The organism is Paenibacillus sp. SC116 (genome assembly GCF_024733555.1).
GTDB lineage: Bacteria > Bacillota > Bacilli > Paenibacillales > Paenibacillaceae > Paenibacillus_B.
In genome coordinates this window covers 1-21,718 of record NZ_JANIOF010000005.1, presented here as the reverse complement: position 1 = coordinate 21,718, position 21,718 = coordinate 1, and the positions used below count along the sequence as shown (strand labels likewise).

The following is a 21,718-nucleotide window of genomic DNA, read 5'->3' as shown; positions in this document are numbered from 1 at the left end:
GAGAAGGATCGTGACGGTAACTATTTATGATGTAGCTAGAGAAGCTGGCGTGTCAATGGCGACAGTTTCTAGGGTTGTAAACAACAATCCGAACGTAAAGCCGCAGACGCGTAAGAAAGTATTCGAAGCGATTGAACGTCTAGGTTATCGCCCAAATGCGGTTGCTCGTGGTCTGGCGAGTAAAAAGACGACGACCGTAGGTGTTGTTATACCTGATATTTCGAATTCGATCTTTGCTGAGATTGCGCGTGGTATTGAAGATATTGCAAATATGTATCATTACAATATCATCTTATGTAACGCCGATAAGAAGAAGGAAAAAGAAATTCGGGTTATTAACACGTTATTGGAGAAGCAAGTTGACGGCTTGTTATTCATGGGCGGTGTCATTACGGAAGATCATATTCAAGCTTTCCGTACAGCGTCTGTTCCGATTGTTTTATGTGCGACGAAAGATGAGAACGGTATCATGCCATCTGTAGACATTGATCACGAGGCAGCTGCATTTGATGCCGTAAATACACTAATTCGTCATGGACATCGTGAGATTGCAATGATTAGTGGAACTTTGCAGGATCCTGCTAATGGATATGCTCGATTCCAAGGCTACAAGCGTGCTCTTGAGCGTGCTGGCATTGAATATAAGGAAGATATGGTTCGTATCGGAAACTATCGTTATGAGTCTGGTGTAGAAGCTATGCAATATTTCTTGGGCTTGAAGAAGCGTCCGACTGCTATTTTCTCTGCAACGGATGAAATGGCGATTGGAGCGATTCACTCGATACAAGACGGAGGACTTAAAGTTCCTGATGATTTCTCTATCATTAGTGTAGACAACATCCGTATGGCATCTATGGTTCGACCACAGTTAACTACGGTTGCACAACCTATGTATGATATTGGCGCTGTAGCGATGCGTTTGCTCACGAAATTGATGAAGAAAGAGAATGTGGAGCAATCCCAAGTCATTCTACAACATGAGATCATTCATCGTCTGTCCATTAGCCATGTGAATGAATAGTCTGCTTGGACAGCGGTACGAAGCCCCGTATCTCGGGGCTTTTTTTTTGACCATATAACGGGATAAAGAAGCGGGGGTTATTCAGATGACAATAGGTATTATCGGCGCAATGGATGAGGAGATTGCCCTGTTACTGCAAGCAATGGGCCAAGTTGAGGAGCATGAGCAGGCGGGGAATCGTTACTACCGTGGTACTTTGCATCACCATTCTGTTGTTGTATGCAAGTCCGGTGTGGGGAAAGTTAATGCAGCGATTACGACTCAAGTGCTTATCGATCGTTTCAGTGTAGAGCGTATTCTCTTTACAGGTGTTGCAGGTGCGGTTAACCCGATGTTGAACATCGGAGATATTGTCATTTCTTCTGCTTGCATTCAACATGATATGGATGTGACGGCACTAGGTTTCAAATTAGGTGAGATTCCGTACCAATCCAACTCTATCTTCCGTGCTGATCAGCAGCTGATTGAATTAGCGAAACGCGTCTGCGAAGACATTGTGCCGCAGCGCCATATGGTAGGTATCGTACTTTCAGGGGATCAATTCATCGCTAACCGTGAAAAAGTGAAAGCGCTGTATGAGACCTTTAATGGCGCTTGTACCGAGATGGAAGGATCGGCTGTAGCTCAAGCTTGCAGCCTAAATAACGTTCCATTTGTTATTATTCGCTCTATGTCGGACAAGGCAGATGGTTCAGCACATGTTAACTTTGCAGAGTTCACAGTGGAAGCATCAGAACGCTCTTATCAAATGATTAATCATATGTTGCAGCAACTGCCTGCTTAAACGTTAAGCCGCTCTTTTATGAAGAGCGGCTTTCATTATTTATTTGATATACTCTTGTGCTATGGTTACGATATGGGAGTTTTGCTTTTCAATAATTTCACGTCTTGGCATTGGCGTCCAATCGCTTGTATCATCGAGCCAAGTAGTAGGCAATGGTGTGGGAGCTTGGAGCTGCCATTTATGCAACCAAGCAGCGGGTAATGGCGTCAGTGGTTTGGCTCTCAACTGAGCAGCTAGAGGGTGCTGAATCATTTCGAGCCATAAAAGGCTCCACGCACGTGGGACGACACGCCAAATATCATAACCTCCACCTCCAAGCGCGACCCATTTGCCATTACAGTGGGTGTGAGCAAGTTGATGAATGATGGCAGGCATCTCTTGATAGATTCGCATACTGCAATGCATGTGGGAGAGTGGATCCAAGGCGTGTGCATCACAGCCATGCTGGCTTATGATAATATCAGGCTTAAAGCTAGCAGCAGCTTGTCCAATCGTGTCTCGAAAGCTGGATAACCACGAATCATCTTCTGTGTAAGGTTCCAGCGGCACGTTGACACATGTGCCGAATCCGTCGCTCTCACCTCGCTCTTGCACGAATCCTGTACCTGGAAATAAGTACTTCCCTGTTTCATGAATCGAATAGGTCATTACTTCAGGGTCTGTGTAAAACGACCATTGCACACCGTCACCATGGTGCACATCCGTATCGATATAAAGTACACGTGCACCGTACTTCTTACGTATAGATGCTATAGCAATGGAAGCATCGTTATAGACACAGAAGCCTGCTGCTTTGCCAGGAAATGCATGATGTAATCCTCCTGCCATATGAAGAGCATGGAGCGCTTTTCCCTCCATTACAGCTTCACATGCAGCAATAGACCCGCCCACGATAGTGCTGGCAGCTTCATGCATGCCTTCGAAGTAAGGTGTATCTTCATGATCTAGGCCATATTGAGCAGTGCGAACAAGATAATCTGGGTCAGGAATGGTTTGACTAAGCTCTTTGACGGCTGCGATATAATCTTCACGGTGATTCAATTGAAGTGCCTCAAGTGAAGCGCAGGCTGCTTGAACCTGTTCCGTTGGATGCAGGGCACCAATTTGAAATAAGAGATCCTGAGTCATCTCAATTCTTCTCTGATCGAAAGGATGATCTGCATAGAAGCGGTACCGCAGCGCGTCATCGTGCAGAATAAATAGGGATTTATGCGAATCTGTCATCGCGCTTTCCTCCTACGATCTAATACATGAACCGCTGTTTGAAGCGAACGCGGTCGAATTGTTCTTTGGATGACAAAGGAACATCCTTACCAATACGAACCATTAAGCAATTTGCAGGGTGAGAGCAGATTTCAGGATCATCCGTAGCGTACCAGATCATATCTACCGATTCCATGAGCTTCTCCATCATTTTGCGATAATCCCATACGCTTAATTTCGATCCTTCCAGATCCCAATGCCAATAGTATTCGGTCGTAAAAACGATGTAGTTCTCCATTTGATCATCCTCGAACGCGGTTTGAATCATTTTTTTTCCTAATCCGAAAGAACGATATTCTCTCGCTACTTCTATGGCTCCAAGCTCGACGAGATCTTCCATCTGTCCCTCTGACCAACGCTCCAGCTCGTCAGGATAGTGGAAGGTAACATAGCCGACAATGGTCTGTCCATCTCGTGCAACGATGATGCGTCCTTCGGGCAAAGCTGCTATCTCAACTAAGGCTTCGTGCTGTTCGCGCGGGCGTCTGAAGGCGTTAAGTCCACTGTGCATGTCCAAGGTTTGGAGCACTTCTGGCTTGACGGGACCTTCGATAACGATAACGACATCATCGCGTGTAACGACGTGCGCATGATAACATTTTCGATGTTCCATAGTCGATCACTCCTTATTCTCTTCACATAGGTTATAACAAAAAAAGGAACAGTTGAAAAGGAAAAGAATAGGCGAATTACAATTGGTGTGCTATAATAATGCTGTTATTACTATGTTCATAGAATTTCCTCTTGACAACATGTACAGTCAACATCGTCCTTATGCTTATAACTTCGTGAAAGCGGTTAACTATCGGTATCACATGGGGGAAGTCCAAAGAAGTGAATGAAACAGGAGGATGAAAGACAATGGGTAATGTGCAAGGAGAAATCATCGAAGCATCGGCATTGAGTCCGAACCTGAACAACTATGAGTCAGCAGCAGAAGCATTCAATTGGGAAGAAGTTGAGAAGCATTTTACATGGCATGCAACTGGTAAGGTGAATATGGCACATGAGGCCATTGACCGTCATCTAGCAGAGGGGCGTGGTGATAAGGTTGCACTTTATTACAGTGATGCTGTGAGAGATGAAAGCTATACGTACGCGGAGCTCAGCCGCAAGTCGAATCAATTTGCGAACGTGCTGCGTAAGCAAGGGATTACGAAGGGTGAACGTGTCTTTGTATTTATGCCGCGTACCCCTGAGCTATACATTAGTTTGTTTGGTATTTTGAAAATAGGTGCTGTCGTAGGACCTTTGTTCGAAGCATTCATGGAAACAGCCGTACGGGATCGACTAGAGGACAGCGGAGCAAGTGCTATTGTCACGACTCCTGATCTGCTTCATCGTATTCCGCGTGAGCAGTTGCCAGAATTAAAGCATATCGTGCTTGTTGGTGAGAACATTCAAGCAGATGAAGGTATTGTTGATTACTACGCAGAGATGGCTAGTGCATCGGAAGAAACGGAAATCGAATGGCTCGATCGTGAAGATGGACTCATTATTCACTATACTTCCGGTTCAACAGGCAAGCCAAAAGGCGTATATCATGTGCAAAATGCTATGATTCAGCACTATTTCACAGGCAAGATGGTACTGGATTTGAAAGATGACGATATTTACTGGTGTACAGGCGATCCTGGTTGGGTCACGGGTACATCGTACGGTATATTTGCACCTTGGCTAAATGGTGCTACCAACGTAGTGCGTGGTGGTCGTTTCAGTCCACAGAACTGGTATTCAACGATCGAGCGCTACAAGGTAACGATATGGTATAGTGCGCCTACAGCCTTCCGTATGTTCATGGGTGCTGGAGACGAAATTATAAAAGAATTCGACTTGTCGAGTTTGCGTCATGTACTTTCCGTAGGTGAGCCTCTTAATCCAGAGGTTGTACGGTGGGGAATGAAAGTATACGGACAACGAATTCACGATACGTGGTGGATGACTGAGACTGGCGGTCATATGATTTGTAACTATCCGAGTATGGCCATTAAGCCTGGCTCGATGGGACGCCCAATACCAGGTGTGCAGGCATCTATTATTGATGATCAAGGCAATGAGCTGCCTCCGTATCGCATGGGGAATTTGGCGATTCGTACACCGTGGCCATCTATGATGCGTAAAATATGGAATAACCCAGGCAAGTACGAAGAATATTTCCGCCTCAAAGGTTGGTATGTGTCGGGTGACTCCGCGTATAAAGATGAGGATGGCTACTTCTGGTTCCAAGGACGTGTCGATGATGTAATTAACACTGCTGGCGAACGTGTAGGCCCATTCGATGTTGAGAGTAAGCTTGTTGAGCATCCAGCTGTAGCTGAAGCGGGTGTCATCGGTAAGCCGGATCCGCTGCGTGGAGAAATTATTAAAGCGTTCATCTCGCTAAGAGATGGCTACACACCGTCCGATGAATTGAAGGCAGACATTGCGAAATTCGTCAAAGAGGGCTTGTCAGCCCATTCTGCTCCACGAGAAATTGAATTCAAAGACAAGCTTCCGAAGACGCGTTCAGGTAAAATTATGCGTCGTGTGTTGAAGGCTTGGGAGTTGAACTTGCCAACTGGGGATTTATCAACAATTGAGGATTAAGCTCAGCATAATAAAGAGGGATATAAGCTACTATCAGCTTATATCCCTCTTTTGTGTATGTTCGTTATGAAATACGCTGTGTCTTTATTCTATCGTCACAGATGATGAGGCAGAGGATTCCCCTACACGATTTTCAGCCGTTACATGATAGGAGCCTTGTGGAGCGTCACTCGTATAGGTGAATGACGTGCTGTTGGTATTGCCTATCCGTTTATAGGACCCACCTTGGCTGCTTTTGTGATATACATAATATTTAACAGCGGTAGCCGAGGAGTTCCATGATAAGGATACTCCTCCAGCTGATTTGCTAGCGCTCAATCCTGATGGAGCTGAAGGAGCGACGACTTGTGTAGATTCGTTGTTAGTAGATCCCGTTTCAGACGATCCATTTCCATTGGTTGTCTGCCCGTTAGATCCAGGTGTTTCAGACGATGTGGAACCAGATGAATTGCCTGGATTCGTACCTGGCTCCGATGATGGATCTGTAGCATTACCGCTATTCGGATCTGCCGGTGGTGTTCCACCGTTTAAAGAAGCCGTAGCAGATGCCGCAGATTCCTTACCAACAACATCAACTGCTGTGACATAGTAGTTATAGCGGTGAGCATTAGAAACACCATTGCTGAATGTATAACTGTCGCCAGCTAGGACAACCTGTCCTGTTTGTTGATAAGGCTTGCCATCAATAGAGCGGTATAGACGATAGCCCACAACATCGTTTGATCCGCTAGGATTGAAGCTAATCGTTGCTTTGCCGTTGTTTGATGTGACGCTTACAGAGCTTGGAGATGTTGGTGCTTTGCCATCATCTTTACGCGGATCTTTCTTGGTTGGCGCGTCTGTTGATGCATCTAGCGGCAAGTACCAATCCAAAGACCGTCGACTGCTGCCGGATGACAAGTTGCCAAGCGCTCTCCTTAGTTCCTCCATTAAGGTCTGTATCGGCTTTTCACGTTTTACAACAACTTTTTGTTGTGTCATATCACTAGGTGTAGCTGGGTTAGCTATATAATTGACACCGTTGTACGTAATATATGTCATGCTGACAAGGACATCTTCGACTTTAGTCGGTACGTATTTGCTGTTAAATAAATCCGTATTGAATTTGTCCGTATTCTTGCTTGGAAGCTTGCCGCTATAGCCTGATACGGTCCTTCTAACGATGCCGTCTGGACGTTTGAACGTTTTGTTTTTGAACGTTTGTGGCTTTAGCTCAATCGCTTCGTTCATAATTTTCGCCCATACTTGCATCGAATGCTTTACTTCGTTTCGGCTCAATGTATGCTTTGGTTCTTTGAAGCCGACCCATACACCAAGTGTTACATCAGGACTATAGCCAATGAACCAAGAATCAGCATCATTTTGAGTTGTTCCTGTCTTACCAACAATCGTATAGTCGTCATGACGGAATTTGCGATTTACCTCGCCGCCTGTACCATTTGTTACGGCTGTACGCAGCATATCTGTCATCAAGTATGCGGTTTGTGGCGATACAACTTGTGTTGGCTTGACTTGATGTTTGTACACTTCTTTTCCGTTTGAATCTACGATTTTATGAATTAGGAATGCATCGTTTAACTTACCGTTGTTTGCGATAGCCGCATAGGCATTCGTAAATTCTTCCACGGTAACCCCGTTTGTTAGACCGCCGATAACGCCGGTTTGAGCTTGATAATCTCGTTCATGCAAGGTAGTAATGCCAAGTTTCTCGACGAAATCCCATGCATTTTTGACCTTGAGTTCTTCGTTGAACAGCTTAATTGCAGGTGCATTCAAAGATTGATTCAATGCATGTCGTGCTGTTACGAGTCCTTGGAATTTACGTCCCGCATTGATAGGGATATGATAAGTTCCATCACCGTTCTTCAAGATGACTGGAGCATCATCAATAATGGAAGCGGGCTGTATAATTCCTTTTTCTAATGCTGGCAAGAAAGCTGCAAGTGTCTTCATCGTCGATCCCGGTTGACGAAGCATCTGAGTAGCGTGATTCATTTGTTCTTTATAGAAATCACGACCTTCAATCATGCCTAGAATAGCGCCTGTACGATGATCTATCATCATAGCTGCTACTTGTTCCGTACCTTTGACTGGATGATCCTTTGAGAAGTTTTTAGGATCTTCCGCGATATTTCGCATCATCTTGTAGATCTTCTTATCAATCGTGGTAGTAATATGATAACCACCGCGGAGAACTTCTGCTTTCGTATCTTCTACAAGTTGTTGGTGCTCTTCTTTGCGCAGATCAGCCTTTGTCATCTCAGGATTTCGGCTAAGAATAAGGGTTTCAACTGCTGCACGTTCTATATCCAGCATTAAGTATGGATATGTAGAATATGCTTTCTGCTTCGGCTGCGCTAGTGATTTGCGAATATCGAATTTAAGTGCTTCTTCATATTGCTGCTGCGTAATTTTTTGCTCTTCTAACATCCGCTTTAATACAAGCTTCTGTCTTTCGATTGCGCGCTTGATGCCTTTTTCGTTATAGGCGCCTTTACCAGTAAAGGCGGTATAAGCAGAAGGTAGCTGCGGAAGTCCTGCCAAATATGCTGCTTGCGCAATATTCAGCTTTTCCAAATCATGAACATTGAATATTCCTTTTGCAGCTGCTTTGATTCCAAATACTTGATAGCCATTCGAGCCATTTCCAAAAGGTACTTTATTCAAATAGGCTTCTAAAATTTGTTCCTTCGATAGTATCCGCTCGATGCGCAAGGACAGGAAAATTTCCTTTGCTTTGCGCGTTGCTGTACGATCCGTATTTAGAAATACACGACGAGCGAGTTGTTGCGTTAATGTACTTCCTCCTGTCTGAACAGGTTTGTCTAGTACTTGTTGCAACACAGCTCTTGATGTACCTCTTATGTCTATTCCGTTGTGCTCAAAGAAACGGTTATCTTCCGTTGCGATGAGTGCGTTTATAACGACTTGAGGGATTTGATCATATTTGATAGGGATACGATCTTCTTCTGTGCGAAGCTGGCCAATCAGCGTGCCATCGTTGAAATAGGCAAACCCGCTGATGGCATTCTCATCGACCTTCTGCACGATATGTTCTTTGGAGCGTATCGGGTCGTCTTTGACGAGAGAGGTAATGTATCCGACCGCAATGCCGCCTGCTAAGAAGCAGCAGAGAACGCCAAATAGCGTGAACCATTTGAACGTATTCCAAATGATACGTCCGACGGAACGCTTTGGACGAGTCGGGTCTCCCTTTGACTTCGTCAATGTCTCCTCAACCATACTTTCTTCCTCCTTAATGATTGCAGCGCTTCCCATTATAACACAAAAAAACACAAGATAAGTGTCTGTATATTCATGTAAAATACTTTTTTGTTTGACGAATCATATCGAAAATGGTAATGCTTGCGCTCGTATATTGTAGGAGTTGGAGGAAAAGTAGAGCTGGTGTGCAATTGTAATAGAGGCATAGTTTCTTCTTCTTTTGAAGTTATGTAGAGAAACTGCTTTTGATGTCGTGTTGGCTCTAGCTTGAGTTTTGATGGGTCTATGTAGTTGCTTTGTTATTTGCATGAGTTGTACAAAAATAAGCATAAAAAAAGAGGATATCCTCCAAGTCGTAAAACTTGAAAGATAACCTCTTCTTGGCATAAATTAACGGCTGTAGAACTCGACGATTTGCTTCTCATCGATTTCTTGGGACAACTCAGCGCGCTCTGGAAGGCGAACATACTTACCTTCAACAGCAGCTTCGTTGTACTCCAAGTAGCCTGGCAAGTGGTGACGGCCTTCGATAGCTTCTTTAACCACTTTCAAACCACGGCTCTTCTCACGCAAGCCGACAACGTCGCCAATGCTTACAGAGTAAGAAGCGATGTCAACTTTTTTACCGTTTACAGTCACGTGACCGTGGGATACCAACTGACGAGCTCCTGCACGGGAGTTGGAGAAACCAAGACGGTAAACAAGGTTGTCAAGACGGCTCTCAAGCAAGAACATGAAGTTCTCACCAGCGATACCTTGCAACTTTGTAGCGCGGTTGAACAAGTTACGGAATTGCTTCTCAGTCATACCGTAAGTGTGACGAAGTTTTTGTTTTTCTTGAAGCTGGATACCGTATCCGCTCATTTTCTTACGTTGTCCTGGACCGTGTTGTCCTGGAGGGTAAGCGCGCTTCAATTCTTTACCAGTACCGCTCAAGGAAATTCCAAGACGACGGCTTAGTTTAAACTTAGGACCTGTGTAACGAGACATAATATATTGACTCCTTTTTCATTCAAGTATAGGTTAGAATGTGGGTCATTTGCGTCGAATTCATAATTATGCATGTACAATCGTTTTATCTCGATTGAGTTTGCTCAGACACAGATGTTCAGCCGCAGCTATGCCTGCTATGAGATTCATGAGGGTGACACAGATTCGCCCATATACATCAAGTAATTTTATAAGATAAGGCCGAGTTATGTCAAGTTCCAGATTGTGAAACCAAACTAACAATAAGTTGAAAAATTATCTTGAAATCATAACATATTTATGATTAGTTTTAATGTAGGATAAATTTTCAAGGGAAAGTATATCATTACTAATTTACATATTGAGCAGCATCTAGGTTTAGAATTTCCAATTCATAGACGAAGTATACGGATTTCTATACCGCGATATAGTTCTTATGGCCTAAAAAGTTTTGGGTGCATGATTGGATTTAGTACCTTTTCACAGTAATCTATTGTATGATTAATGAAAGAGACTATAGCGTTTGAAGGAGAAGGAAATGACGAAACGTCGACTCCATCCTCAGAGCAATGCTGGCTTGATAGCCAACCATCAACAGAATTGGAAGCGTAGTTCTGGAGCTGATCGAAGCCCAGAACATTGGTTGCTGCAACGTGATATCACGCTGCATGATTTGCCGTACACGCATTCTCTTCTACAAACCGCATATATCCAATGGCTACTAGAAATTCCTCCTTCAATACGCAAGCATCTGAATTGTGTATTGATGTATGACTATAAAGGGGAATGTTTGGAAGGTTCAGACAAGCTGAATGAGCTAGAAGCAGGCATACCATTGCAGGAGCTCGTACAACGTGTACTATCCAAGCGCAAACCAGCCTGGGACGAAGAGGCAGTATACGCGGAGAAAGCAGCTGCGTTTCCTATCGTTTCCAGATATACAAAGGAATTGATTGGTATCGTTCTATTTGTATGCGATGAGTCGGACATGCTGCAATCATTTGCCTTACAAGGTTGGGTATATGCACTAAGAACCCATTTTTATCGCGAGTTCGAACATCTGTTTGTAGAAGAGATGTATCATACACACCGCATGTCAGAGCGAGAAGCAGAGCGGAGAGAAGTGCTGTACTACGTGATGCGCCATATTCATGATCGGATAGATGTAGATTCTGTTCTAACGCAGATTATAGATGGCATTCAACGACTCGTGCCAGATACGATTGTCGAGGTATATTTGTCCCAAGATCACCGTAGTGAGAATCCTAATGTCAAAGCGTTAGTGTTCAAGTCGTGGGGCGATCCAATCGTAATGGAGGCCTTTATGAAAGGGGAAACATGCACCGCCAATTCTGATTCTGGATTTGAGGTTGCTTTTGCCCTTAATGGGAAACAAGGCTCTTATGGTGTATTGAAGCTAATTTTTGCACAAGAGCAGCCCGAAACTTCTGATCTCCAAGTTATCGAGCTCATTATTGAAGCAGCAGGTACGGCATTTGAGAATGCGCGTCTGCATGAACATGCGAACAACGTTATTCAAGAGCTGCGTCTTATTAATGAATTAACGAAGCGCATTAATCAGAGTCTGCGTTTACGTGATGTGTTTGACGATGCAATGCATGAGCTGCTGCGTGTATTTCATGCTGATTTCTGCATGTTGCTGCAGCTTAATGAGGACAAGTCTTTATTTGAAGTTGTTTCTTCCAATATAGCTGAATATGTAGGGTCGTCGTATTCTACTCAAAAAGGATTGTTTGGGTACGTACTTACCTTGCGTGAACCAGTCATTATTTCAGACAGTGAAGATCATCATATTGAACGTATTCAAATGGTTGAGGATTTAGGATTGCGTTCCATTATTGCCGCACCGCTGTTTAGTGGCGGCGAATTAGTTGGTATTGTGGCGGTTGCTGATAAACGACCTCATTTCTTTACGTACGACAATTTCAAGTTGTTGCAAATGCTAAGCGCACATCTAGGTCTTGCAATAGCGAATGCGACTCTGCATGATCGTGTGAAACATCTAGCGAATAAAGATCAGTTAACAGGCTTGTATGCAAGGCATTATTTGGACAAGCAAGTGAATCGACAGCAGCAAAAAGATTTTTGCGGCTCGTTAATCGTTGTTGATATTGATTATTTTAAGCAGGTTAATGATACGTTTGGTCACCAGATCGGTGATAAAATACTCGTTCAAGTCAGCGATATTATTCGCTCTTCCATAAGAGAAACCGATATTGCCTCACGTTGGGGTGGCGAGGAAATTGCGGTTTATTTGCCTCAGCTTAATACGACTCAAACGAAGAAAGTTGCCGAGCGCATACGCAATCGTGTAGAGCAGGAGACGGATCCAAAGGTAACGGTTTCTTGCGGAGTTGCAGAGTGGAGTTGGCAGGACGAAAAGGTAAGTGTGGAAACGTTATTTTATAGAGCAGATATGGCATTATACGAAGCGAAGAAAAAAGGACGCAATGTGATTCAAATTGCGTCTGGTGAAGAACATGTATAATTGCCCTTCATATGAGTGAGTCTAAGCGGGATGAGTCTATGTGCTCATCCCGTTATTTGTCTTCGTTCAGGAATGGAGGGGTCCCCTATGTTGAGGATCAGGGGCTGCACAGTTAGGAAGCGGATAATAAACGTAGGAATTGCCCTACTGATGATGGTTGGGCTGGTAGGATGCAATGCACCGTTCTCTCAACCGCCTGAGGAGGTTCTGACTCGTGCTCTCAGCGGGATGGCAGGCAAAGATCAGTTCTTTTTCGAGGGCATAGGCGAGCTAAAAGTTGGAGAGCGTCAATTAAAGACGAAGACGATTCGGTTCCAAGGAGAGGTGCATAATCACAGAAGCACCCAGATGAAAATGACTCAACAGGAGTATGCGGAGACGACGCCAAAACGCTGGAATCCAATTCGACTGTTAACGGATATTCGTACGTCTCATAAAAAAGTGAGCTACGTGGATTCAACGATGGCTGCTGCGGTTGGGAACGATGCTGACAGCTATTCATCAGAAGCTGAGCGGCCCCAAATACTCGTTCGTGTTGATCTAGAGCCTGATGAGGCTAAACGTGTGTTTAGTGAGCGAATGCTGGAAGAGTTCGAAACAGCAGTTGTACCAAGCCGAATATGGTCGCAAGGCAAGGAGAATCGTTCAGAGGCAGAACAACAAGCGCTGCAATCTCTTCTTTATAACCAAGTTGAGAATTATCGAAGTTCTTTTATCCAGATGCTCCAAGAGTCAAACGTGCAGGCAAGTTATTATGTATGGATAGACCGAAAATCTCAGCTTCCACATCGAATCGAAGGTCAGATGGATGTTGTGTATAAAGAGCAAGGTATTCCTTACAAAGAAGCGATTCGAACAACGGCGAAGTTTACGCAATTCCGCTGACTTCTGGCTCCTTACATGGTACAATATCGTCATTGCGGCAAAGTTAACCAACATCTAATTAAGATTGTATAATCGCAATTTTAACAGCAAAGGCGAACTAGAGGAGGAGCATGTATGAAAGATCCAAGAATACAGAAATTAGCAGAAAATTTAGTGCAATACTCCGTTGATGTCCAACCCGGTGAACATATTTTGGTTGAAATGATTGGTTCCGAGCGCGAGCTCGTTGAATGTTTAGTTCATGAAATTGCGAAGCGCGGTGGACACCCTCATGTTGAGCTTACGGACCGTAAAGTTCAGCGGGCATTGCTGATGAATGCAACGAAGGAGCAAATGGAAACGTGGAAAGAATATGATTTGCTTCGTATGCAGCGTATGGACGGTTACATTGGTATTCGTGCCGGAGAGAACGTAAATGAAATGTCTGATGTTCCAGCAGACAAAATGAAGCTGTATGAGTCTTTCTATTCCCATCCTGTACATATGGAAGAGCGCGTTAAGCGTACAAAATGGGTTGTATTGCGCTATCCTAACGCATCGATGGCACAGTTGTCGAATACATCGACAGAAGCGTTCGAGAACTTCTATTTTGACGTATGTACATTAGACTACACGAAGATGGATCAGGCTATGGATGTTCTGAAAGATCTCATGGAGCGAACGGATCGTGTGCGTTTAGTAGGTAAGGAAACGGATTTGACATTCTCTATCAAAGGAATTCCAGCAGTGAAATGCGCAGGCAAGCTCAACATTCCAGATGGAGAAATTTACACTTCACCAGTAAGAGATTCTGTAAATGGTACAATTACTTACAATGCGCCAACATTGTATAGCGGCACAACGTTTGAAAATGTATCTTTCCGATTTGAAAATGGTAAGATCGTTGAGGCAACAAGCAACAATACGACACGTCTGAACGAAATTCTAGATTCAGATGAAGGGGCTCGCTACATTGGAGAGTTCGCTATTGGTGTGAATCCATACATTCTTCATCCCATGAAAGATATTTTATTTGATGAGAAGATTACGGGCAGCATTCACTTTACACCGGGTCAAGCTTATGAGCAGGCAGACAATGGAAACCGTTCCTCTATTCACTGGGATCTCGTTATGATTCAACGTCCAGAGTATGGCGGTGGAGAAATGTATTTTGATGATGTACTAGTACGTAAAGACGGCCTTTTCGTGCTTCCTGAACTGGACGTTCTCAATCCTGACAATTTGAAATAAGTAAGAAGATGAGGTTAAAATTGCCATGTATAAAATGGCCAATTACTTCGCTTCTCCCTTGCATCGAAAGATAAATTCAAGGTATGATGGAATTAGCAAACACTCATGTGCACAGAGTTTGATATTGGAGGGATTACAATGGCAGACAACAATGCTGCAGTCGTGGAAATTTCACAAAAGGCGAGTTCTTTCCGTTCTTCCATCGTGCTTCAAGCAGAAAATAAGTATATTGATGTTAAAAGTATCCTAGGCTTGTTCACAACATTAGTGAATAGCCATGCTTATGAACTGCATGTTCATGGCCCGGATGCTGAAGAAGCAAAGAAGACAATGGTAGAAGTGTTCCAGAAACACGGCCTTAACATTAACATTGTTGAATAGTTATTCTATATAACAAAGTACGAAAAAGCCGAGTAACGTGATTCGTTCTCGGCTTTTTCCATTCCTACATCTTGTGTTCAATGTCATGATCGTCTAATATGATAATAGAACAATCGTGACCTCAGGTCATAGGGGGGAATTAGATATGACATCGTCGAATGTGCTGCAACAGTTGAACGATCGAGCGCTCGCCCTGTTGGAAGATGAGGCGCATCAAATAGAGAAGCTGATTCAAGTTCAGATGGAGAACTTGGCTACACGCTACTGTCCTCTCTATGAGGAAGTGTTGGACACGCAGATGTACGGATTCTCTCGCCAGGTCGACTTCGCTGTAAAAGCGGGTCTGTTACAAGAGCAGACAGGCAAACAGCTTGTCAGCAAGTTGGAACGGAATCTGGCAACACTATACGAAGCATTGGAAAACCGTTCGGTATCTTCTTCGTAATGAAGCTTGGGTGGCTATAGTCGCCCGAGCTTTTTTGAATTATATTTGAATTATTTAGCAAGACACGACACGATTCGTGAAGGTTCAACATTTGATTTCGGTGTTCAGTATCGGTACAATATTATCAAATGGAAAAGGAGGAGGATGACGATGACGGAAGAGCAGTTGATGAATCAAGAGGGGAATATTCGAATATCAGATGATGTCGTCTCCACCATTGCAGGACTTGCTGCCCTTGAAACTCCAGGTATTGCTGCGATGTCAGGAGGCCTATCAGAAGGATGGGCTAAGCGTCTTTCAGGTAAGAATGTACAAAAAGGGGTTTCAGTCGAAGTAGGGCAACTAGAGACGGCGATCGATTTGCGTATTGTTGTGCTGTATGGTATGCCGATTCATGAAGTATGTCGCCAGCTTCAACTTACTGTTCGAGAAGCTGTGCAGAACATGACTGGGTTAACTGTTGTGGAAGTGAACATCAAGGTTGAGGGCGTTGCCTTCAAAGATGAAGAACTAGATGAAATTCAGCGCGTTGTGCGCTAAAGAAAAAAAAAGACTACAGCGGCCTAATGGGCCGGTAGTCTTTTTTTTGTGTGCGGGATTGGGACGATCTACGCTCAGGTGCCTGCTCTACACGACTCTGCTCACGGGAAATACTAAGTAGTATACCGATGCTTGTCATCGTGATGAGTAGAGATGAACCACCGTAACTGATAAATGGCAAAGTAACACCTGTAATCGGTATCGTACGAGTTACACCGCCAATATTAATGAATGCCTGGATGGCGATACAGCCCATAATACCGACCCCCACTAGTGTACCGAAAATATCAGGACAGCGTAGAGCGATTAATAGACCGCGCCAAATAAAGTAGGCGTAAACAAGCAAAAAGATGGATGTGAAAATAAAGCCAAGTTCTTCTGCGATAACAGCAAAAATAAAATCATTATAGGGATAAGGCAAATAGAACAGCTTCTGTATACTTTGACCGAATCCGGTGCCGAACCAACCGCCATGAGCGATGGCTTTCAACGAGTGAAGTAGATTGTAGCTGGCGTGTTGCGGATCATAGAACGGATCCAGCCAGGACTTAATCCGATCCATCTGATACCCTTGCGAAAATGGACTTCCACCTGAGAACAAGGCGTTAATGCCTAGTACAATTAATATTCCTAGCAAACCAACGATAAAGCAATTGAAAATATGCTTCAAATTGGCGCCCCCCGCAATAACGATGACACCTGCTGTCAATGTCAAAATAACGGCAGAACCAAAGTCAGGCTGGAGCATGATTAAACCGACAACAACGCCGACAATAATCATGACTGGGAATAGGCCTGTTTTAAAATTACGGAAGCTCTCACCTTTTTTGGCGATCAGAGCAGACAAGTATAGCACAAGTGTTATTTTTGCTATTTCAGTAGGCTGTATTCCTAAGCCCCCTACTCCAAACCAACTGCGTGCTCCGTTTATCTCTTTTCCTATATAAGGTACGAGAAGAAGCATGAGAAGGGTAAGTAGGAAAAATGGCATAAACCATTTTTTGAAAAAGATGTACGGTATGTTCATCGTTATGAGCAATGCAATGGTACCAAGTACAGCCCACATCATTTGCTTCTTTACAAAGTAAAGGGCATCGAAATTCATCTTTTCGGAAACAGCTGCGACGTTAGAGCTCGCACTGAAAATCATTACGATTCCGAAACCGACAAGCAGCAATGTGAGTGCAAGCATCGTGAAATCCGGCGTGCCACGGCTGAGAAGTGGTGACTGAGGTGACTGACGTTTAGTTGGCTTAGCTGGTTTGATGGATTTGTAAGTCGTCCGATTCAAAATAGTCCTCTTATGCGCTCAGAGCTTGCTTTAGTGCAGACAGCTTGTCTGTAGCCGCATTAATAATCGGTTGAGGGATTGGTGTTTCATAATCCAAGCCGTGTGGAAAAGTAGCTCTTCCCATATACACGTGCTCGATTTCGAGCAAAGCGTCAGGCTTCTCCAGCTTGCCTTCCGTTACTCTCGTATTAATGCGCAAATAGTAATCCTCGCCGCTTTTTTTGTCTTCGATCTTGAAATCGTATGTAGCGCGATAATATTCCCATTGCCAGCGAACGAAGCCAAGTGATTCACTTACTTCGTCAATGTGTGCTAAGTCCGATACAAGCCCATTAAGGCCGGAGTTGTCAATAATCATGTGCCGATTCCTCCCTTATTCTACTAACGTCTAGTTCAACCTCCATTCCATGATAGTATGTTTCTACATCAACCGCAAGATATCCCAGTAGGGAAGGGACGAAGATAGGGAATTTTAACAAAAAAAGAATGCGTTTCATTTTTGATAATATAGTCCGTTAAAGGAAAAAGATTATGTTACAATAATAGGCAATCTATATATCATAATCTACATTTATAGGCGGATGCGTACGATAAGAAATCGTATTTGCACAATAAACAGTCACATACATAAACAAAACTTGTACCAGCAGAAAGGTGGAAGTAAGGATGAGTTATAGTTGGTTCAATCAACAGTTACTAGAACTGAATGACCAGATGATAGCGTGGCGTCGATATTTACATCAACATCCTGAGCGTTCCTATCATGAGGAGCAGACCGCAAGCTTTATTGCCCAGCAGCTAGATACAATGGGCATTGCTTATCGGAGTGGAGTTGGTGGTCATGGTATAGTCGCTAATATTTTGGCTGGTGATCATGAATGGTCTCCGATTGTAGCATTGCGTACAGATATGGATGCGTTGGAAATACAAGATGAAAAGCAATGTGAGTATGCATCGACTATACCTGGAACGATGCACGCATGCGGTCATGATGGGCATATGGCCACTTTGTTGGCTATAGCGAGTGTACTGCAGCAGAATAGAGACAAATGGCGTGGGCAAGTGCGTCTATTGTTTCAACCGGCCGAAGAGGTTAGTCCTGGCGGAGCCCAGCAGATGATCAAAGATGGTGCAATAGATGGCGTTTCTTCCATATATGGAGTTCATCTCTGGACCCCGATCCCGTACGGAAAGATGGCCATTTGTGAGGGCCCAATGATGGCTGCAGTAGATGACTTTTTCTTAACGATAAATGGCAAAGGTGGACATGGTGGAATGCCGCATACTTGCATCGATGCAGTAGTGGTTGGTGCCGCGCTCGTACAGCAGCTGCAAACCGTTGTTAGCCGTCATCTTTCTCCGCTAGAGCCTGCTGTTGTTTCTGTAGGTACATTGCAAGCAGGACAAACCCAAAATATTATTGCAGATCGTGCGATTATGAATGGTACGCTTCGTTCGTTCAGCCCAGTTGTTAGGGAACAGCTAATCGAACGAGTGGAACACATAACACGACATGTGTGCGAAATGTACGGTGCTTCCTACGACCTGCACATTCGACGTGGATACCCTGCATTGAACAATGACCCGCATGAGACGGAGCGTATGCGTAGGGTGGCTATCGAACAGTTCGGTGAAGCATCGTTGGAAGTAGCTGAGAAAATGATGCCTGCGGAAGACTTCGCATACTATGGTCAACATATACCTGCCTCATTCATGCTAGTAGGTGCAGGAAATGAGCAAGAAGCGAGATATCCTCATCATCATCCAATGTTTGATTTTGATGAGAGAGCTATGATTCTAGCAGCAGAGCTGCTTGGCGTGACAGCCTTGGAGGCACTAGAGCAGAAGTACCGTGAAGTCGAGTGAATGTATAAGGGCGGAGAAGGAGTCATTGGTGAATGAGGGTATAGCTTTGAGGGGATGATAACCATTGTTAGCAGAATGTATCATCAGGAGGAATAGGCTATGACTATCGTTCGTGAAGTAATGACTACATCTTGTTCTACGCTCACGCTGCTAGATAATGTGTATGAAGCAGCTGTTATGATGAAGGAGAATAATATCGGCTTTGTCCCTGTCGTTGATCAAGGTCTTGTTGTCGGCGTTGTAACGGATAGAGATATTGTCATTCGCGGTGTAGCGGGAAAAAGGCCTAATTCAGCTCGGATTCGAGATGTGATGACAGAAGAAATTATAGCCGTAGCACCCGATGCATCTATTGAGACTGCTGCTGCGTTAATGTCCGATAAACAAATACGCCGCTTGCTCGTTACGGATAATGGCAGATTAGAAGGAATTGTGGCATTAGGCGATTTAGCTGTTCGAACGCCACTTGTTCATGAGGCGGGACATGCACTAAGTGAAATTTCGGAGTCGTCGTATACGCATTAATGATTAGGAATTCGGTTGACACGATCATCTTTCTCCTGAGTGTATGCGATTCTTCTGGTGAGCTAGCGGCCTGAAGCGCTGCGTAGGGTGAAGGTGATTTTTTTTATATGCATTAGGAGGCACGGCATGAGCAAGAATGCGTTTGAATTGGCTGTTCAGCCAGATATGAATATTTTGGTCCATGATGGGAGCAAGCGCTATGATGAAATTCGAGAAGAACTGCAGCGTTTTTCATCTTTAGTCAAGCATCCGCAAGGCATACATACATTCAAGATGACACCACTGACTTTGTGGAATGCTGCTGCTTCAGGACGAAGTGCAGTAGATGTAATTCAAGTGCTGGATAAGTATGCAACTTGGGCAGTACCCATGAAAGTGAAACAAGAAATTGCGATGTGGATAGATCGATACGGCTTATTCGTTATAGAGGGGGATGATGAAGGAGATGTGCTCCTTCTTAAGTGTGTAGATGAAGCGCGCCTCCTATCCTTCATGAATGACCCAGAAATCGGCACGTTGTTCATTGGTAGACCAGCAGCTGGTAGTGTTCAGATTGCAGCAAGGCATCGAGGTAGAGTGAAGCGTGAGCTTGCCCGTGTTGGGTATCCGGTTATAGATCGCGTTGGTTATAACGATGGGGAGCCACTACAAGTAGAACTGGTAGGTAAGCTGGGTGATTATCCTTTCTCGCTCCGTCCTTATCAGAAGTCAGCGGTAGAGGCTTTTATCGGGACTGCGACTCAATTAGCAGGTGATGGGGTTATCGTACTGCCATGCGGGGCTGGGAAAACGGTCGTTGGCATTGGGGCGATAGCTGAGTTAGGGAGCGAAACTTTAATTGTAACGTCGAATGCGACGTCGGTGAAACAATGGAAACAAGAGATCTTAAGCAAAACGACGCTTTCGGCGGAACAAATAGGTGAATATACATCCCAGCATAAGCAAGTGCGGCCAATTACAATTACGACTTATCAAATGATGACGTATCGCCGGGACGAGGCTGAAGAGTGGGTCCATATGGGATTATTTCATCAGCGGGATTGGGGATTAATTATTTATGATGAAGTACACCTGCTTCCTGCCCCTGTATTTCGAACAACAGCAGACCTGCAAGCGACTCGTCGCCTTGGCCTTACAGCTACCTTGATTCGTGAAGATGGCTGTGAGCGTGATGTGTTTTCACTGATCGGTCCTAAACGGTTTGAATTGCCGTGGAAAGAGCTGGAGCGTCAGGGCTGGATAGCTTCGGTTGCTTGTCATGAGATAAGGGTCCCTATGCACGAAGCGTGTTGGGATAAATATCGTTCAGCCGCTGCACGAGAGAAAGCGCGAATAGCTGCTGAGAGTCCGGCGAAAATGGCGGTCGTCGAACGTATCGTGGAGCAGCATGCTGAAGCACCCACACTTATAATCGGTCAATATTTGGATCAACTGCATCAACTTGCACAGCAGCTTGGGGCTCCTCTTTTAACGGGCGGAACGAAACAAGAAGAAAGAGAGCACCTCTATAAGGCATTCCGCAAAGGTGAAACGCGAGTACTAGTTGTTTCAAAGGTAGCTAATTTTGCAGTTGATTTGCCAGACGCTACGGTTGCGATACAAGTATCAGGGACATACGGTTCCCGGCAAGAAGAGGCGCAGCGCTTAGGGAGATTGCTTCGTCCTAAAGAGGATGGAAGAGCTGCTTATTTCTATACCGTTGTATCATCAGGCACAAGAGAAGTAGAGGATGCGATGAAGCGTCAGTTATTTCTTGTTGAACAGGGTTATCAATATGCGGTAAGTGAAGAAGGAGGCAGAAGTAGTGCACACATCGGAGTTAGCGGCGCGAGCTAAATCACAAGCTTCTCAAATCGCAGACACAGCAAAAGTAGGAGCAAATGGGCAGAGTGATGCGCTACATGGGGGATTTGCTCCTTATACAAACTGGCAGAAGTTCTCCGCTACACCCGAATTGGTGCTTCAAACGATTCAACAGTTGCCACCTTCTTTGCAGCAGCTCTATGTACATCTGTTAAAGCGTACAGGGCCACTTCCATTCCACGAGGAAATGATAGAGTCATGGCAGCATGCGAATGCTGCGGCAGCTGAAATCATGGCAGCACTCCCTGTATGGTATGAAGCTGGATTGTTAGCCGTATTTCGTAAAGCGTGGGGAGAACGTTTATATGTAGTGCCTGTTGACGTATATGTAAAGG

18 protein-coding genes and 1 pseudogene are annotated in these 21,718 nt (G+C 44.5%); 13 read left to right on the top strand and 6 right to left on the bottom strand.

Going from position 1 to position 21,718, the window contains the following annotated elements; all coding sequences use genetic code 11:
- Positions 1-10: 10 nt before the first annotated feature.
- Both ccpA and NQ117_RS18310 read left to right on the top strand, forming a co-directional pair.
- Positions 11-1,021, top strand: coding sequence for a catabolite control protein A (gene ccpA / locus NQ117_RS18315; RefSeq protein ID WP_258279471.1), 1,011 nt, complete (start codon positions 11-13; stop codon positions 1,019-1,021).
- Between the two features lie 85 nt (positions 1,022-1,106).
- Positions 1,107-1,805, top strand: a complete 699-nt coding sequence (locus NQ117_RS18310) for a 5'-methylthioadenosine/adenosylhomocysteine nucleosidase (protein WP_258279470.1) — start codon at positions 1,107-1,109, stop codon at positions 1,803-1,805.
- Positions 1,806-1,844: 39 nt separating this feature from the next.
- On the opposite strand, the gene NQ117_RS18305 is transcribed toward NQ117_RS18310, so the two are convergent.
- Both NQ117_RS18305 and NQ117_RS18300 read right to left on the bottom strand, forming a co-directional pair.
- Positions 1,845-3,029, bottom strand: coding sequence for an acetoin utilization protein AcuC (locus tag NQ117_RS18305; RefSeq protein WP_258279469.1), 1,185 nt, complete (start codon positions 3,027-3,029; stop codon positions 1,845-1,847).
- Positions 3,030-3,048: 19 nt separating this feature from the next.
- Positions 3,049-3,681 (bottom strand): GNAT family N-acetyltransferase, encoded by a 633-nt coding sequence (locus NQ117_RS18300; RefSeq protein WP_258279468.1) that lies wholly within the window; start codon positions 3,679-3,681, stop codon positions 3,049-3,051.
- Positions 3,682-3,929: 248 nt separating this feature from the next.
- On the opposite strand from NQ117_RS18300, the gene acsA reads away from it, so the two are divergent.
- The gene (gene acsA, locus NQ117_RS18295; RefSeq protein ID WP_258279467.1) at positions 3,930-5,654 is read left to right on the top strand and encodes an acetate--CoA ligase; all 1,725 of its coding nucleotides are present in this window, start codon (positions 3,930-3,932) and stop codon (positions 5,652-5,654) included.
- Between the two features lie 84 nt (positions 5,655-5,738).
- Here acsA and NQ117_RS18290 read toward each other — a convergent pair whose 3' ends face one another.
- Positions 5,739-8,897: a transglycosylase domain-containing protein gene (locus tag NQ117_RS18290; protein WP_258279466.1), complete on the bottom strand. Its 3,159-nt coding sequence runs from the start codon at positions 8,895-8,897 to the stop codon at positions 5,739-5,741.
- Between the two features lie 372 nt (positions 8,898-9,269).
- Positions 9,270-9,869, bottom strand: coding sequence for a 30S ribosomal protein S4 (gene rpsD, locus NQ117_RS18285; protein WP_258279465.1), 600 nt, complete (start codon positions 9,867-9,869; stop codon positions 9,270-9,272).
- A 517-nt stretch (positions 9,870-10,386) separates the two neighbouring features.
- Here rpsD and NQ117_RS18280 point away from each other — a divergent pair.
- The 6 genes from NQ117_RS18280 (at position 10,387) to NQ117_RS18255 (ending at position 15,838) form a co-directional block, all read left to right on the top strand.
- Positions 10,387-12,357: a sensor domain-containing diguanylate cyclase gene (locus tag NQ117_RS18280; RefSeq protein ID WP_258279464.1), complete on the top strand. Its 1,971-nt coding sequence runs from the start codon at positions 10,387-10,389 to the stop codon at positions 12,355-12,357.
- An 87-nt stretch (positions 12,358-12,444) separates the two neighbouring features.
- On the top strand, positions 12,445-13,242 hold the full coding sequence (locus NQ117_RS18275) for a hypothetical protein (protein WP_258279463.1): 798 nt from the start codon (positions 12,445-12,447) through the stop codon (positions 13,240-13,242).
- A 114-nt stretch (positions 13,243-13,356) separates the two neighbouring features.
- A complete protein-coding gene (locus NQ117_RS18270) occupies positions 13,357-14,472 on the top strand; it encodes an aminopeptidase (RefSeq protein ID WP_258279462.1) in 1,116 nt (371 codons plus the stop codon).
- A 138-nt stretch (positions 14,473-14,610) separates the two neighbouring features.
- Entirely contained in the window at positions 14,611-14,853 is a 243-nt protein-coding gene (locus tag NQ117_RS18265; RefSeq protein WP_144991290.1) for an HPr family phosphocarrier protein, read from the top strand.
- 145 nt (positions 14,854-14,998) lie between these two features.
- Entirely contained in the window at positions 14,999-15,298 is a 300-nt protein-coding gene (locus tag NQ117_RS18260) for an Fpa/YlaN family protein (protein WP_028595754.1), read from the top strand.
- A gap of 150 nt (positions 15,299-15,448) precedes the next feature.
- Positions 15,449-15,838, top strand: a complete 390-nt coding sequence (locus NQ117_RS18255) for an Asp23/Gls24 family envelope stress response protein (RefSeq protein WP_258279461.1) — start codon at positions 15,449-15,451, stop codon at positions 15,836-15,838.
- 13 nt (positions 15,839-15,851) lie between these two features.
- Here the strand turns inward: NQ117_RS18255 and ftsW are convergent, their stop codons facing one another.
- On the bottom strand, positions 15,852-17,030 hold the full coding sequence (ftsW, locus tag NQ117_RS18250) for a putative lipid II flippase FtsW (protein WP_258279782.1): 1,179 nt from the start codon (positions 17,028-17,030) through the stop codon (positions 15,852-15,854).
- A gap of 109 nt (positions 17,031-17,139) precedes the next feature.
- Entirely contained in the window at positions 17,140-17,487 is a 348-nt protein-coding gene (locus tag NQ117_RS18245; protein WP_258279460.1) for a YugN-like family protein, read from the bottom strand.
- 308 nt (positions 17,488-17,795) lie between these two features.
- Between NQ117_RS18245 and NQ117_RS18240 the strand changes: the two genes are divergently transcribed.
- The 4 genes and pseudogenes from NQ117_RS18240 to NQ117_RS18225 all read left to right on the top strand — a co-directional run.
- Positions 17,796-18,995 carry a M20 metallopeptidase family protein gene (locus NQ117_RS18240; RefSeq protein ID WP_258279459.1) on the top strand — a complete coding sequence of 400 codons (1,200 nt, stop codon included), beginning with the start codon at positions 17,796-17,798 and terminating at the stop codon, positions 18,993-18,995.
- 99 nt (positions 18,996-19,094) lie between these two features.
- Positions 19,095-19,520 carry a CBS domain-containing protein gene (locus NQ117_RS18235; RefSeq protein ID WP_258279458.1) on the top strand — a complete coding sequence of 142 codons (426 nt, stop codon included), beginning with the start codon at positions 19,095-19,097 and terminating at the stop codon, positions 19,518-19,520.
- A gap of 126 nt (positions 19,521-19,646) precedes the next feature.
- Positions 19,647-21,356 (top strand): DNA repair helicase XPB, encoded by a 1,710-nt coding sequence (locus NQ117_RS18230; RefSeq protein ID WP_258279457.1) that lies wholly within the window; start codon positions 19,647-19,649, stop codon positions 21,354-21,356.
- A pseudogene (locus NQ117_RS18225) lies at positions 21,325-21,718 on the top strand (hypothetical protein); the annotation flags it as partial. The gene NQ117_RS18230 and the pseudogene NQ117_RS18225, both read left to right, overlap by 32 nt.